This is a genomic window from Geomonas sp., assembly GCF_056994735.1.
Map to the genome: position 1 here is coordinate 1 of NZ_JBXKJL010000219.1, position 14,697 is coordinate 14,697.

The 14,697-nt window shown below is 60.6% G+C and carries 13 protein-coding genes and 1 pseudogene; 7 read left to right on the plus strand and 7 right to left on the minus strand.

From position 1 onward, the window contains the following. Together AC11W3_RS09440 and egtD are read right to left on the minus strand one after the other, a co-directional pair. Positions 1 to 2,565, minus strand: a 2,565-nt coding sequence (locus AC11W3_RS09440) for a molybdopterin-containing oxidoreductase family protein (protein WP_484092910.1), incomplete at its 3' end; no start/stop codon positions are given. Next, a complete protein-coding gene (gene egtD / locus AC11W3_RS09445) occupies positions 2,565 to 3,632 on the minus strand; it encodes an L-histidine N(alpha)-methyltransferase (protein ID WP_484092038.1) in 1,068 nt (355 codons plus the stop codon). The genes AC11W3_RS09440 and egtD, both read right to left, overlap by 1 nt. A 179-nt stretch (positions 3,633 to 3,811) precedes the next feature. On the opposite strand from egtD, the gene AC11W3_RS09450 reads away from it, so the two are divergent. From AC11W3_RS09450 to AC11W3_RS09465, 4 genes are all read left to right on the plus strand, one after another. Then, a complete protein-coding gene (locus tag AC11W3_RS09450; RefSeq protein WP_484092037.1) occupies positions 3,812 to 4,321 on the plus strand; it encodes a DinB family protein in 510 nt (169 codons plus the stop codon). 39 nt (positions 4,322 to 4,360) lie between these two features. Next, entirely contained in the window at positions 4,361 to 5,530 is a 1,170-nt protein-coding gene (locus tag AC11W3_RS09455; RefSeq protein ID WP_484092036.1) for a hypothetical protein, read from the plus strand. 204 nt (positions 5,531 to 5,734) lie between these two features. Further along, the gene (locus tag AC11W3_RS09460; protein ID WP_484092911.1) at positions 5,735 to 6,052 is read left to right on the plus strand and encodes a type II toxin-antitoxin system RelE/ParE family toxin; all 318 of its coding nucleotides are present in this window, start codon (positions 5,735 to 5,737) and stop codon (positions 6,050 to 6,052) included. 2 nt (positions 6,053 to 6,054) lie between these two features. Next, positions 6,055 to 6,387: a helix-turn-helix domain-containing protein gene (locus AC11W3_RS09465; RefSeq protein ID WP_484092912.1), complete on the plus strand. Its 333-nt coding sequence runs from the start codon at positions 6,055 to 6,057 to the stop codon at positions 6,385 to 6,387. An 89-nt stretch (positions 6,388 to 6,476) separates the two neighbouring features. On the opposite strand, the gene AC11W3_RS09470 is transcribed toward AC11W3_RS09465, so the two are convergent. Beyond that, positions 6,477 to 7,145 (minus strand): DUF922 domain-containing Zn-dependent protease, encoded by a 669-nt coding sequence (locus AC11W3_RS09470; protein ID WP_484092035.1) that lies wholly within the window; start codon positions 7,143 to 7,145, stop codon positions 6,477 to 6,479. Between the two features lie 392 nt (positions 7,146 to 7,537). Here AC11W3_RS09470 and AC11W3_RS09475 point away from each other — a divergent pair, with 392 nt between their 5' ends. The 3 genes from AC11W3_RS09475 to AC11W3_RS09485 all read left to right on the plus strand — a co-directional run bounded on the left by AC11W3_RS09475 (position 7,538) and on the right by AC11W3_RS09485 (position 11,105). Then, the gene (locus tag AC11W3_RS09475) at positions 7,538 to 9,022 is read left to right on the plus strand and encodes a leucyl aminopeptidase (protein WP_484092034.1); all 1,485 of its coding nucleotides are present in this window, start codon (positions 7,538 to 7,540) and stop codon (positions 9,020 to 9,022) included. A 75-nt stretch (positions 9,023 to 9,097) separates the two neighbouring features. Continuing rightward, positions 9,098 to 9,433: a hypothetical protein gene (locus tag AC11W3_RS09480; RefSeq protein WP_484092033.1), complete on the plus strand. Its 336-nt coding sequence runs from the start codon at positions 9,098 to 9,100 to the stop codon at positions 9,431 to 9,433. Between the two features lie 259 nt (positions 9,434 to 9,692). Next, positions 9,693 to 11,105 (plus strand): B12-binding domain-containing radical SAM protein, encoded by a 1,413-nt coding sequence (locus AC11W3_RS09485; protein WP_484092032.1) that lies wholly within the window; start codon positions 9,693 to 9,695, stop codon positions 11,103 to 11,105. 163 nt (positions 11,106 to 11,268) lie between these two features. Here the strand turns inward: AC11W3_RS09485 and AC11W3_RS09490 are convergent, their stop codons facing one another. The 4 genes and pseudogenes from AC11W3_RS09490 to AC11W3_RS09505 all read right to left on the minus strand — a co-directional run. Further along, complete coding sequence (locus AC11W3_RS09490) at positions 11,269 to 12,354, minus strand: type III polyketide synthase (RefSeq protein ID WP_484092913.1); 1,086 nt, start codon at positions 12,352 to 12,354, stop codon at positions 11,269 to 11,271. Positions 12,355 to 12,356: 2 nt separating this feature from the next. Beyond that, positions 12,357 to 13,586: a U32 family peptidase gene (locus tag AC11W3_RS09495; protein WP_484092914.1), complete on the minus strand. Its 1,230-nt coding sequence runs from the start codon at positions 13,584 to 13,586 to the stop codon at positions 12,357 to 12,359. After that, positions 13,586 to 14,290, minus strand: coding sequence for a methyltransferase domain-containing protein (locus tag AC11W3_RS09500; RefSeq protein WP_484092029.1), 705 nt, complete (start codon positions 14,288 to 14,290; stop codon positions 13,586 to 13,588). The genes AC11W3_RS09495 and AC11W3_RS09500 overlap by 1 nt, the downstream gene beginning before the upstream one ends. Positions 14,291 to 14,307: 17 nt before the next feature. Next, a pseudogene (locus AC11W3_RS09505) lies at positions 14,308 to 14,697 on the minus strand (hypothetical protein); the annotation flags it as partial.

The window sequence follows — 14,697 nt, forward strand, 5'->3', positions numbered from 1 at the left end:
CCTGAGCGCCAGGTTGTCGGCCTCGGATCCCCCTCCGGTAAAGACGATGCGGCGCGCGGTGCAGTTCAGGCCTTGCGCGATGACCCGCCGGGCGGCCTCCAGGGCGCTCTTGGCCTTGCTCCCGAAACCGTGGATGCTGGAGGGGTTCCCACAGTCCTCTCCGTGAAACGGCAGCTTCGCCTCCCGTACTTCGGGTGCCACCGCGGTGGTGGCGTTGTGGTCCAGGTAGACCCGGCGGGAGAAAGAGACGGAAGGGGCGGAGCCGGCGGGCACACCGCACTGCGATGCAGGCTCCAAAGGCTCACGGCCTGGGGCAAATCCCCCTGAATCCCCCTTTGTCAAAGGAGGACTTATAGCATCTTCGCTATTCGCTCCTTGTCGCCGGTCAGATCCGCCAGGTGATAGCCCCCCGGTATCTTTCACCACCCGGCAGAGGAGGGTCTTGTAGACGGGAAAGCCGGAGATGACGTCGTAGCGGCGGGGATCGGTAAGCTCGTTCACATTGCACTGCCGCCAGGCCTCGGAGCCCAGGGGACCTCCGCCCCCCATCGCGGCATCGATGGCGCCGCGCACCATGTCGTCCGTCAATCGGGCGTAGAATGGCGCCCTGCCCCGCGGCGTCTCCACCCGGACCCGGTCCCCCTCGGAAATCCCCAGTGCCTTGGCGTCCTCCCGGTTCATGGTGACCGGCGGTTCCCGGTGCGGATCACTGAGGTCCGGTACCCCGTGATGCTGGGTGCGGAAATCGTGGACGGTCCGGGTGCCGGAGTTGAAAACGAGGGGATAATCCTTGGCCAGAGCCGGGTCGGCCAGCGGCCCCTCGCCCGGCTCCGTGTAGACCGGCAACGGGTCGTAGCCATGTTCGGCCAGGATCGACGACGCTATCTCGAACTTCCCGCTGGGGGTGTTGAAGCCGGGCTTGCCGTCGGAACGCAGAAGCCCCTTCTCCCACTTCCTGTACTGCATCATCACCGTCGGCACCCGCGCCTCGCCCCCCGCCGCCCGTACCTCTTCAAGGGTGAAGCCCGTCCCCTCCAGGGCGAAGCGGAGCATCTCCTCCTCGCTCTGGGGATAGAGGTGCCCGTATCCCAGGCGCCTGGCCAGTTCCGCCTGGATGAAGAAGTCGTTGCGGGCCTCGCCCTGAGGCTCCACCAGCCGCTCCCGGATCTTGAAGAGCGGGCCGTATCTCATGAACGAGACGTTCTCGTAATAGGTGGTGGCGGGGAGGACGATGTCGGCATAGGCGGAGTCGGCGGTTTGGTAGCGGTTGATGGAGACCATGAAGTCGAGGGCTTCGAAGGTCCTTCGCCAGAGGGCGGGATCGGGCCAGGCGGTGATCATCGACCCGCCCAGGATGGTGAGGCCGCGGATCCGGTATGGTTTCCCCTCCAGCACCGCCTCCGGGAGGATCGAGGCGTGGGACTCGCCGCGGTAGGAGGAGTAGACCGGGAAGCGGTCGCGCCCCAAGGCCTTCTTCAGGTCGGGATTGGGCACCAGCCGGGAGCGGTTCTGGGGGAAGATGTTCTCCTTCATTCGGAAGAGGAGCCCGCCGGGGACATCGAGCTGCCCCGCCAGCGCGAAGAGGGTGAATACCGCGCGGATTGCCTGCACCCCGCTGTCCGAATATTCGAGCCCCGTGTACATCACCGGGGAGGCTCCCCGCGCCGAAGCCAGCTCCCGCGCCAGCTCCCGTACCGTCTCCGCCGGAACTCCGGTTATCTGCTCCGCGACCTCCGGCCGGTAATGTTGGACCAGCTGGCACAGTTCATCGAAGCCGACCGTCCACTCCCGGGCGAACCGCTCGTCGTAAAGCTCCTCCTCCACCAGCACGCCGATGAGAGCCAGCGCCAGCGCCCCATCCGTGCCGGGCCTGACGGGGATCCACCTGGCCTCGGCCTCACGGGCGGTTTCGCTGCGGCGCGGGTCGATGGCGATGACCTTCGCGCCCCGCCTCCTCGCCTGGAGGATCTGGTTGTGGGTCAGCGGCGGAGAGTCGGTGGCCGGATTCGCCCCCCAGATCACGATCAGTTCCGCCTGCTCCAGGTCGGTCTCCATGGTGATCAGCATCTCCCCCATGGTCACATGAGGTGCGATCATGGCGAACGATACGTAACAGAGCGCGCCGACGCCGAGGGTATTGGGGGATCCGAAGGGGAAAAGGACGCTTGAGGCCGAGGATACGGCGGCATCGGCGGGCTGGAAGATGTCGCAAAGGGCCAGGTCGAAGCTGCCGCGCCCGGTGTAGATCGCCAGCGTCTCGGGCCCGGACTCTTCCTTGAGCTGCCGGAAACGTGCCGCCACCGTGTCGAGGGCCTCGTCCCAGGAGATGCGCTCGAAGTCATAGCCCCCTTTGGGCCCGGTGCGGCGCAGCGGATACAGGAGCCGGTCCGGGTCGTGGACCACCTGCGGGGAGTGGAGCCCGATCCGGCAGAGCATCCCCAACGGGTGGTCTTCCCTCGGCTCCACCCGCACCAGCCGTCCATTGTCGAGGGTAGCGGTGACGAAACATCCGGCGGGACAGATCCCGCAAAGGCCATTGCGCTTTTCGCAGCCTGAGCTCTCCATCACCCCCTCCCGTTGACCCGCGGCAGATACCCTGCCCTGCGGCGCAGCAGGAGCAGGGCGAACCAGTCCCGCTGGTCGGTGAAGACCTGCTCCGTGATGAATCCGAACTTCTCGAGGTAGGGGATGAACTGCTCCAGGCGGAACTTCCTGCTGATCTCGACCTGCACCAGGTCCCCCTGCGGAATCATCAGGTGCCTCTCGATCGGCGCGAGGAACAGGGCCTGCTGCTTGGTGAAGTAGGCGAAGGTTTCTATCTGCTCCTTTTCGGCGTGGTACTCGGCGATGTGCTCGATGGAGTCGATCTCGATCGAACAGCCCAGCTCCCGGTTCATGCGGGCAAAGAGGTTGCGGGTGAAGCTGGCGGTCACTCCCGCCGCGTCGTTATAGGCCGACTCCAGGAGCTTCACATCCTTCACCAGGTCGATTCCGAGCAGGAAATAATCCGCGGGCTCCATCGCAGCCGCCACGGAGGTGAGGAAACTGGACATCTCGGGCACCGTGAAGTTGCCGATGGAACTTCCCAGGAAGAGGACCAGTGCAGGGGAGAGCTGCGAGAAGAGGGGGAAGGCGTCCTGGTATTCGCTGTTCACGCCGATGACCCTGACCTGGGGAAACTTCTGCCCGATCCTGGTGCAGGCGCCGTCCAGGGCGCTCTCGCTGACATCGACCGGGACATAGCAGGTAGTGCGGGCACGGTCAAGCCAGGCGTTAAGCAGGATGTCGGTCTTGGTGGCATTGCCGGAGCCGAGTTCCACCAGCCGCACCGGCCCCGTTACCCCCCTGATGCGCGAGGCGTTGGCCGCGAGGATCGAGGTCTCGGTACGGGTGAGATAGTACTCGGGCTGCTGGGTTATGCGGTCAAAGAGAGCGCTCCCTTGCGCGTCGTAGAGGAACCGTGACTCCATCCGCCGCGGTGCCGACAAAAGGCCGGAAGCCGTGCAGCGGGCGAAGTCGCGAACAGGATCTTTTCCGAGCGGACGACGGATGATGGTGGAACCGGTGCCGGAACAGGCTTCGCGAAAGTGTCGGCAGATCGGCATCTCGGGCGAGGCGAAGAACGAGTCCATGGCTTCTCCTTAAAGGCATGATCCCAAAAAAATATCAGTGAATTATAGTTTATGACGGGTGAGCGTCAATTCGACGGCGGCCGGGGAGGAAGTGAAAAAGGTGCCGTTTCCTTTGCAATTAGACCCATCGACAGTAGAGTTAGGAGGAAAAGAACCACGCCTGGTGAGGAGGGATGCGCATGAGACCGGACAAGGTCATGAGAAGCGAGCTCCTGGCGGTGCTACAGGGCGCCAACGCCCACATGAGCTTCGATGAGGCAGTGGCTGACTTCCCCGTTGATTTCATCAACAGGAGGCCGCCGAACACGCCGTATGCCTTCTGGCACTTCGTGGAGCACCTGCGCATCGCCCAGTGGGACATCCTGCAGTTCATCAGGAACCCCGATCACATCTCCCCCGAATACCCCCAGGGTTACCGCCCGGATCCCGAACAGAAGACCGACGAGGCGGGGTGGCACAAGAGCTGCGAAGGGTTCAGAAAAGACCTCGAGGAGCTGATGGCCCTGGTCCGGGATGAGTCAACCGACCTGCTGGCGCCGATCCCGCATGCAAGGAGCTACACCATCTTGAGGGAGGTGCTGACCGCCGCCGACCACAACGCCTACCATATCGGCGAAATTGCGATCATGCGCCAGGTCATGAACATCTGGCCGCCGGAGAACAGGTACCTGACGGGAAAACCCGATTAATTCCTTTATAAAGCTCTTCGACTTTACAAGGAGAACGCCATGAACCGGAATATCGACATCGTCAAAGAGATCATGCTGCACTTCGCCAAGGTAACGGGGCTCGATGGTGGCAATGCCCCCCGGCGCTACCTCTGGACCGACGCCTTCGCCGTCTGCAACTATCTCGAACTGTACCGGCAGAGCGGCGAGGACAGGTGGCGGGATCTGGCGCTGCGGCTGGTCGACCAGGTGCATAATGTCCTGGGACGCCACCGCCACGATTCCCAACGCACCGGCTGGATCAGCGGCCTAAACGAGGAGGAGGGGAAGCTCCACCCGACGCGGGGAGGGTTGAGGATCGGCAAGCGCCTGAACGAGCGCACGCCGGACGAGTTTCCGGACGAGCGCCTGGAATGGGACCGCGACGGTCAATATTACCACTACCTGACCAAGTGGATGCACGCGCTCCACTGCGTTACCCGCGCCACCGGCGATGCCACCTACCTCGGCTGGGCCATCGAGCTGGCACAGGCGGCTCATGCCGCCTTCAGCTACACGCCACCGACCGAGGATCAGAAGCGGCTGTACTGGAAGATGAGCATCGACCTGAGCCGCCCGGAGGCCCAGTCCATGGGGCAGCATGACCCGCTGGACGGTCTGGTTACCTGCAGCGAACTGCAGGCCGCCGCCAGGAGATCCGGTGGCACGAGCTTCCCCGCGCTCAAGACCGAGATCGAGGAACTGGGCCTCATGTGCCGCGACAGGGACTGGGCAACCGACGACACCCTCGGCATCGGCGGACTCCTCTGTGATGCCTCGCGCATCGCACAGCTCATGCCGCAGGGTGAACTGGCGGGAACGGGCCTGTTGCGGGAAGTGCTGGAGGCGGCGTCTTTTGGTCTGGAGACAGTCTCGACCGGGCGGCAGCTGGAGCTGTCGGGAAGATTCCGGCTGGCCTTCAGGGAACTGGGGATGTCGATAGGCATCAAGGGAGTGGAGCATCTGCCGTCGCTGATCGAGCAGCATGCCGCGTCCTTCGGGGAAAACGTCAGCTCCCTGCGGGAGCGGTTCGAAGCGATCGGTCGATATCTGCCGCTGGCTGAAAGGATAGACCAGTTCTGGCTGGATCCGACCAACCAGGAGACCGGTACCTGGAACGACCACAGGGACATCAACATGGTCATGCTGGCCACGAGCCTCGCGCCCGATGAATTCCTCACCGCTGTGTAATTTCTGGCGTCGCGCTCCTTCCGCGTCCCTCCCCCTTCAAGGGGGAGGACAGGAGGGGGACGGGTTACCAGCCGGAGGAAGAATCAACAGGAGCACCGGCATGAAGAACCAAGCCTGCGCCCTGGGAGTTGGCTACCGTAAGCTGCAACGAAGGCTGTAGCAGCACAAGTTTCAATTGCCTACTGTACGCTGGAAGGGTATATTATGAAGGTCATCTTCATAGAAGCCAAATCCTTCACCAACAGATGGCAAAGGTACCTGCATGAAGAAGAGTTCCGGCAGTTTCAGAACTATCTACTCCAAAACCCAGATGCCGGCAATGTCATCAAAGATACGGGCGGGATCAGGAAGATACGTTGGAAATTAAAAGGAAGTGGCAAGCGCGGTGGCTTACGGATCATTTATTTTTGGCACGTACGAGACCGTCATATATATCTTCTGACAATATATCTGAAGAATGAATTTGAAGATCTCTCCGTTGATGAGTACAAGATGCTGAGGAAATGGGTTGAAAGGTGGTAGCAATGTCAAAGTCGGAACAGAAGCCAAGGCTGTTTGATGAGTTGGCGGGAGCCCTTGAAGATATAACCGATTGGCGTGAAGGCAAGATCACGCTGAGAACATACAGTGCAGAGCCTACCGGGAAAATCGAGGTGACGCCGGAAATTATCCGCGAGACAAGAGAGCACCTCCGTCTTTCAAGACCGGTCTTCGCCCATCAGTTGCACGTTTCCCCGCGGACATTGGAGAAGTGGGAACAGGGGCGAACCAAGCCGAACGATCAGGCTGCGGCACTTATCATGCTGGTGCGAAAATTCCCGGACACTTTGCAGCGGTTGCAAGAGTTGGCTGTGTAGCCGCACAAAAGTCGTAAGCAAAAAAGCCCTCCCGGCTATCGTTCCCGGAGGGCTTTTTCTTTGTCTGGAACATTTTAAAGCAGCGGTGATTATTGGGCAGCGAGGATCGCCCCTTGAGTCTCGCCGTGCCTCGTTTCATTGTCGTAGGCCAGCTGAAGCTCCCTCAGCTCCCGTAATTTTTCGTCGGTCCGCCGTTTCGCCTCCTGCTCCAGTTCGTCGGAGTTGGCGAAGGCCGGGAGCGAAGCCAGTACTTCGTTGATCTCTCCCGCAGCCTTGACGGTTATATCCTTGTGCCCGAACTCGTGCTTCTTGAGGTGGGCCATGTATTTTTCCCAGGCAGGGGTGAAATCGGAACCGGACGCGGTTACCCTGCGCGGCAGGTGATAGACGATGTCGACGTCGGTCCTTACCGACTTGATCGAACACCTGCCATCGTCCTCCGACAGGTCATAGCGGAAGTTGAGATTCCAGGTGGTAAGAGCGGCATAGGTCTTACCGTCGTCCCACTTGGTCCCGTTGTGCTTCATCTGTCTCTGCAAGTCACTGACGGTCGAGCCGTCAATGTCATAGTACTCGTACCTTTCCTTTACTTTCAGCTGGCACACTGCCTCGGGGCTGGCCTGCTGTATCGAGGTCGATGATATCTCCACTGCGGAAGTTGGAGACTGCCGGAGAGCGCCGCCATCTTTAGCGAAGAGGGGAGATGAAGAAATTAAGGCCATCACTGTGACAATGGGAACGACTCTACGCAAAACCATCTAACAGCACCCTCCTGGCAATTCCGGTTCTAGCATCTCTACCGCAAGACTGGACCGAGAATATGTCACGGAGATAATCCTGTAAGTGACGCAGGTCACAGTTACGGAAGTATCGGTATTTTCGTCATATTCCTAAAAAAAGCGACTCCAGCTGTTGCTGTAACAATGCCGAGTCAAACCATGAGTAACCCCTCACGACTCAAACCTTTTCACATCCAGCATTCGATGAGTCGATGACTCCTGATGGTAAAATTTTCATGAACAGATAGTAAATTAAACTTTTCAAGATCTTCTTTCTTTCAAGTGAAAAAGAGACTTGCCAATAAAGGAACTGTCTTTATATTAGATGTGGAAGATTAAATGCAAATTTGACTGAAACAGGTGAGATGACGATGAAGATACTGACCGCGCCCGCTTCCCCTCTGGCCCACACCACCCACGCCCTTGTCGTTGCATGTTTCGAAGACGACAGGGATGACCTCTTTACCTCATGCGACAAAGCCCTCGATGGTTTCCTCAAGCGGCTTTTTGAAGACAGGGAGTTCACCGGCAAGACCGGCACCACCCGGCTGATCCCCACCTTCGGAAAACTGGCCGCTGAAAGCCTGCTGCTGGTCGGGGTGGGAAAGAAGGCGGAGCTCGATGCCGAGCGTCTGCGACAGGCTGCGGGGCATGCGGTCCAGGCATTGCGGGGTGCGCGGGTGGCCTCATTCTCCTCGGCGCTGCATCTGGCCGGCAGCGGCGATTGGGCGCTGGAGGCCAGTTGTGAGGGAGCTCTCCTGGCCGGCTACAGCTTCGACCAGTACAAGACCAAGGACAAGGATCAACGCTTTCAGTTCGAGCAGATGACGGTGCTGCTGACCGATGAAGGTGACATTGGCAATGCCCAGGCGCGGGTGGAGCTGGTGGAGGCGATCTGCGACGGCGTGAACCTGGCGCGGGACCTCGTTTCGCAGCCTGGCAACGTCGCCACCACCGGCTACCTCGCCCTGACCGCACACGAACTGGCGGCGCGCCGGTCCCTGACCTGCCTGGTGCTTGACAAGGAGTACCTTGAGCAACTCGGGATGAATGCACTCCTGGCCGTGGGGCAGGGATCGGCCCAACCTCCGCGCCTGATCGTGCTGGAATATCACGGCGCCGGGGAGAGGGAACGTCCGACCATAATGGTGGGCAAGGGAATCACCTTCGACACCGGCGGCATTTCGCTCAAACCCGGGGCAGGAATGGAGGCCATGAAGACGGACATGGCCGGGGCAGCGGCGGTGTTGGGCGTATTCGAGACTGCGGCCGGAATGAAACTGCCGGTGAACCTGGTAGGGATCATCCCGGCTGCCGAGAACATGCCCGGCAGCAAGGCCTACAAGCCGGGCGACGTCATCACCTCCATGTCCGGCACCACCATCGAGATCACCAATACCGATGCCGAGGGCCGCCTGGTGCTGTGCGACGCCCTGCATTACGCCTGCACCCATTACAAGCCCGCCGCCGTCATCGACGTCGCGACTCTAACCGGTGCCTGCGTGGTGGCGCTGGGGCATGAGGCCAGCGGGCTGGTAGGCAATGACCGGCGGCTGATCGAGGATTTGAAACGGGCGGGTGAGAGGTGCGGGGAACGGATCTGGGAGCTGCCGGTTTGGGACGAGTACGGCGAGGCCATGAAAAGTGATATCGCGGATCTCAAGAACTCGGCCAGCACCCGCCACGGCGGCGCCATCAGGGCAGGATGGTTCCTCAAGCAGTTCGTCGGCAACACCCGCTGGGTCCATCTCGACATTGCCGGCACGGCCTGGCTCGACAAGGCGCGCCCCTATACCCCCAAGGGAGCTACCGGCGTCGGAGTCCGGCTCCTGGTCGAATTCCTGCGGGGCAAGTAGCGGGTAAGCTACCCGTTGCCAGGCAAATGAAGCCCCTGTTTGAAGAAGCTCGACAACAATTGAGAGGACACTGCCATGTTAGACGACGTACGGCTCAAGGCGGAAAAAGTTGTCAACGAAACGAAGAAGGTGGTAGCAGACACCCTCGCCACGGTCACCGACGAAGCCGCGGTCAAGCCGCTGGAAGAACTCTTGAAATGCCTTGAGGAGGTGGAAGGGGACCTCTTCGTCACCGAACTGGACCGGCACATTGCCGAGTTGCAGGCGTACCAGCGGCGTCTCCACGATATCGACGAGAGTATCGATAAAGAGATACCTCGTCTGAAGCAGGTCTCGAAGAAGGTCGAGAGCGCGGTAAAGGCGATAGGCGTCGTCATCGACGTCGCCTCGAAGGTGGTAACGACCGTTTAACTGCGGCATGGCCGGCTCTCCCCCTTTTTCCCCGTCCAGCTCTCTTCTCGGCTACGGGCCCCCTTGTAAACCCGATGGCAGCGAACAACCGCAGAAATTCTCGGCCGTGAGGCCGCGTCTACCCGTTGCCCCCACAAAACCCTGCTCTTGCCCCGACTCCACAAAGACAGCCGATTGCGTAATCCGAATTGCCACCTATAATCCTAGAGCACTCTCATTTCACTCTTAACAATTGGCACCACTCTCAGAAGGAGAGGAAATGAAGATACTGCTTCTGGCAATGCCTGATGCTGCCAACAACTTCGACCGGATCATAAAGGTTCCTAACCTCGGGCTGTGCTCATTGGCGTCTGTCCTGACAGATCACGATGTGAGGATCGTCGACCTGGTACTGGTTCACAAAGAGATAGGTCCGTGGCTGAAGACATTTCTGTCGACATTCGAGCCTGAAGTCATCGGCATCAGCAGCATGAGCTTTCAGTATCAGAGCGCTATGACAGTGATGGAGATCTGCCAAGCTCATGTTCCGGAAGCAAAGATAGTTCTGGGTGGCTATCATGCGACCCTCGCCTATCGAGAGCTGACCGCCACGGTTGCGGCGCCTTTTGATTACCTGATCAGGGGGGAAGGGGAACAGGCATTCCGGGCCCTCATCGAGGCACTCGAAGGAAAGCGGGAACTGGGGGAGGTACCGAGCCTCTCATGGCGTCACCACGGGGTCTTCCGGCACAACCCGCAGGCGAGGTTGCTCGACATGTCCAAACTGCCGCTACCCAAAAGGGAAGCCAGGGTGCTCGATCACTTCAGGTACCTGGGCAGGAAACTCGACTGCGTCGAAACCTCCCGGGGGTGCACCATGTCCTGCACCTTTTGCTCCATCACCGGCATGTACGGCACGAACTTCCGCTGCCATGAACAGGAGCGGGTGATCACGGACCTGAAGGAGCTGAAGCGGCGAGGGACAGAGAGCGTCCTGCTGGTGGACGACAATATCACCCTCGATGCCACGCGTTTCAGGGAGCTAGCCGAAGCCATCGTTGAAGAGGGGCTCGACTCGATGGAATACCTGGTTCAGGCTTCTGTTGCCGGGATCGTGGCCGACCCGGGACTGATACCGGCGCTGGCACGGGCCAATTTCGGGATGGTCTTCCTGGGAATCGAGTCGGTGCTCCCCAAGAACCTCTCGCTCTTTCAAAAAGGAGACATCAGGGAGAAGACCGAAAAGGCGGTACGGCGACTGCGGGAGCACGGGATAGGGGTGATGGGAGGCTTCATCATCGGCAATCCCGATGACAACGCGGAAGACATCAGGGAGGTCTTTCGCGCCTGCAAGAGCCTCAGGATCGACCTACCCTATGTCCAGTGCGTGACGCCGTATCCGGGGACCAGGATCCGTGAGGAATTACTGCAGGAGGGACTGGTGACGAACCACGACCTCAGCAGGTATACCGGGTTCATCTGCAACGTGAGGACCCGTCACCTGACCCAAAAAGAGCTGAACAGGATCATGAACTGGGAAAACCTGAAAGCCTTCTTCAGGCCGGGGATGTTCATGGGAAACTACTTCGTGAAGAGAAGAGAGAAGGCGGCATTGAAGGTGATGCTTAACAACCTCGATCTGGTAAGGGGTTATTTCACCGGAGATCAGTTCCGTTCGCGGCACACCTTTTAGTGGGAGAAACCTCCGGTCTCCCCCCTTGTCAAAGGGGGGTCGGGGGGGATTCGCAGTTGACCTAACTGGCCGTATCCCCGCGCAGCAACAGCTCAGGAAATGGCACCTGCCCCCCTCCCTCAGGGGGAGGGGGGACTAGAGCCTCAATAGAGGGTCCCGTGGTTCAGGTCTTCCTGAGCAGATAGGCATGTGCCGAGAGCCCCGCGCCATATCCCAGCAGAACGCACCACTGCCCCGGCCGTATCCCGCTTTGCAACAGCTCGTTCAGCACGAACCAGACTGTCGGCGAAGAGACGTTGCCGTACTCCGCCAGCACCTTCCGGGTCGCCCACAGCCGCTCCTCCGGGATGCCGATCTCGTCACGGACCGCGTTGACGATCTTCTCCCCACCCGTATGCAGCGCCCACTGGCCGACATCGGCACTGTTCAAGGAGTGCTTGCCCAGGAGGTCCTCCACGACCCCGGCAGCCGCCTTCCTGACCAGGTCCGGCAGGTCGGTGGAAAGCTGGTTGTGGAGCTGCCCGTTCTTGTGGACGAACCTGATCGAATCCCGCTGCTCCGGCACGTAGCGCCCCGCCGACGACACCAGCTCGAACCCGACCGGCTTTCTCCACAGCACCACCGCGGCCGCACCGTCGCCGAAGAGGGCGTTGGAGAGGATCAGGCTGAGGTCGTTATCCATCTGGAAGGCGGCGCTGCAGATCTCGACGGCCACGCTCACCACGATACCGCCCTCGCTCTTCAAAAGCGACTCCGCCACCTGCAGGTTCGGAATGGCCCCTCCGCACCCGCTCCCGACGAGGTCATAGACGCGGGTGCTGCGCGAGAGGCCGAGGCGCTCGATCAGGTAGGTGGAGATGCCGGGGCAGATATATCCCGTGCAGGTATTGACCACCAGGCCGGTGACTTCCTCCGGACCGATCCCGACCTGGTCCAGCGCCTTAACCACCGCCCGCGCCGAGAGCTCGATCGACCGCTCCGTGAAACGCGCCACGCGCTCGTCCGGCGTCTCGTTCATTATGCAGGCCGGGTCGTCAACCGCGAAGTGCCTCTTCCTGATGCTCGGGTGCATGAAGGTCGCCCGGATCAAGCCGAGGCTTCTCGAGGTCAACCTGTCACGGAAGTGATCCCTGACGAGTGCGGCGGCAAATTTTTGATCGGCGCTGAAAGGCGGCGCCACGGTAGCGATCGAGGCGACAAATGCCCCATCACTCGAAGTCCCGCCGTTATAGGTGCGTCCATCTTTCATCCCTACCCCCCGGTCCTGACGCCCCACAGCGCGCCCGAATACATTTCTCCAAACGCATCCTGATACAGTCCAAGCATCTCGGCTCGATAGGCCTCGTCGACCCGCACCGCCCTCCTCGTCCACTGGCCGCAGTAGCCGCACTCCGCACAGCCCGACTCGCGGCAGTTGATCTCCCGCATGCCGTCCAGGAAGCCATCGAGCCGGTTATTGTCGATGTAGACCGGGTCCCATTCCATGGCCGATATCAACCCGCGCTTCTCCGCCAGCGCCTTCAGCCGCATCAGCCCCGACGGTTTCACCACGCCCGGCCTGAGGAAATACTTCAGCATCATCCGGAGGTTGGCGCCGGGCGAAGATCCCTTGGACGGATCCTTGTACCCATAGGGCTGGATCAGATCGAGCAGGTTGCCGTCATAGCGCCCGTCGGTGTAGGCCTGGACCCGCTTTGCCAGCACCGCCGTCGGCGCGCCCCTTTCGAGAATCTTGAACGACGAGAACCCCATTGCCAGGTAGCCCTGCAGGTCCTCGGGCCTGATGAATTCCGAGCGCAGGTAGTGGGAAGGATCGAGCAGTTTCTCGAAGGAGCACCTCAGCGCGCAGTAGTCGATCATGAACCCTCCGCTTCGATGCCCCTTCTGGGAGGCGTGCGAGAGGTTCACCATGTGCTGCCCCGATAAAGGGCAGAATATAAGGCAATTGGAATTTGCGATCAGCTGAAGCTCCAGCTTCACCGCCCGCCTGACGGCCTGAAGCATCCGAAAGTCCCGGTTTACCGCTATCGATTCCAGGGTGATGCAATCCGCTCCCATTTCCTCCCAGAACCGGGCCTTACTTACGCAGTCGACGCGGGCGTAGACGCCGACACGTACCTTGAGCCGAGGATGCCTCCGCTTGATGATCGGCAGCAGAAAAGGGAGGGAAACCGTGACCGAGGTAACCCCGCAGTCTTCCACGAACCCCAGCAGTTTCTCGAGTCCCGATTGGCCTCGCCGGGTGTACTCTCCGTTGTCCATGCAGGCGGGGTTCACCAGGTAGTTGAAGCCGATCCCGTTTCGCGACGCCTGGCGCACGTGCGCTTCGAATTCCGTCGCTTTGAGGGGGGAGAGCATGAAGGAGGCACGCCCGCCGCCAACGCTGTCGGCTGGGAGTTTGCCGAAAAGTTCGGAGACCGGAAACCCTCCCAGGGCCTCGATCAGGTCGGCTTTAAAGTTGGTGGCGACGGAAAAGCGCATCACACCTCCCCTGCCACTACCAGGAGCCAGAATGGCTCCCGCGAGACGGTGAAACGCACCGCACCGGCCTCGGCTACCAGGACTGTCAGTTCGGCGGGGGTGAATGATTTCAGGACCGAGAGGGGCCCGTCGTTGCGGGTCAGGCGGTTGGTGGTGAAGATCCTGGTGAGGAGGGAGATCAGGGCGTAGGCAATCCAGCTCCTCCTGAGCTCCAGGATCAGGAAGCCCCGCCTCGCCAGCCTCAACATCTCGCTGGCCAGGCGGATGACCTCCTGGTCAGGCATGTGGTGCATGGTCTTGCTGCAGATCACGAAATCGAAGCTCTTGTCGGGATAGGGAAGGTTAAGAGCATCCCCCACCTCCGGCTTGATCTCGGGATACTCCACCGTCTCCCGGCGGGCGATCTCCACCGTATGCTCGTTTATATCGACCGCGGTGACGGCCACGCTCTTCCCTGATTCCCGCGCATAGTCGACGATCGCCATGGGAAGATCAGCCGAACCGGTGGCGATATCGAGTGCCGTGAACGCGGAACAGCCGGCGGCCAGGCGCGAGAGGTGTTTCAGCAGGGCTCGCCGGTCCCCCAAGTACCGGTTAACCAGCCTTATGTCAGCCAGCGTCCCATCCAGTTCGTCAAGCCCGTAAGCATCGGAAGGAAGATCGAGGAACTCGGGGACGGTTCGTTTTTGCGGGGTCAATGGCATGACAAGGTCCTTCTTCCCTACTTCGGCCAGACCGGGCTGGTCAGCTCCACCCGCCAGATGGGGCCCTCATTGTAAAGGGGCCCCTCGAATTTCACAAAGGCAGGGACATCGGCCGTAATGATCCAAAGATGATCGTCAGGCGGGTTTTTGCCGAGCAGCGTCGCCGGGATCTTGAGCAGCATACCGAGCCTGGGCTTCAGAACGTAGTGAAGGGCGCTTTTCTTGAGATCCCCGACCAGCACCCTCTCCTCTCCCGACGGGATCATCTCCACCTCTAAAACCCTTGGCCCCGGGGTAAAGGCGACCATGTGGATGGTCTCCCTGGCACCCTTGGTCAGATTCTTGGCCACCGTCGGCACCATGCCGTTATAGACATCGAGGGGCAGGTCAAGCTTCCCCTTGAGCAC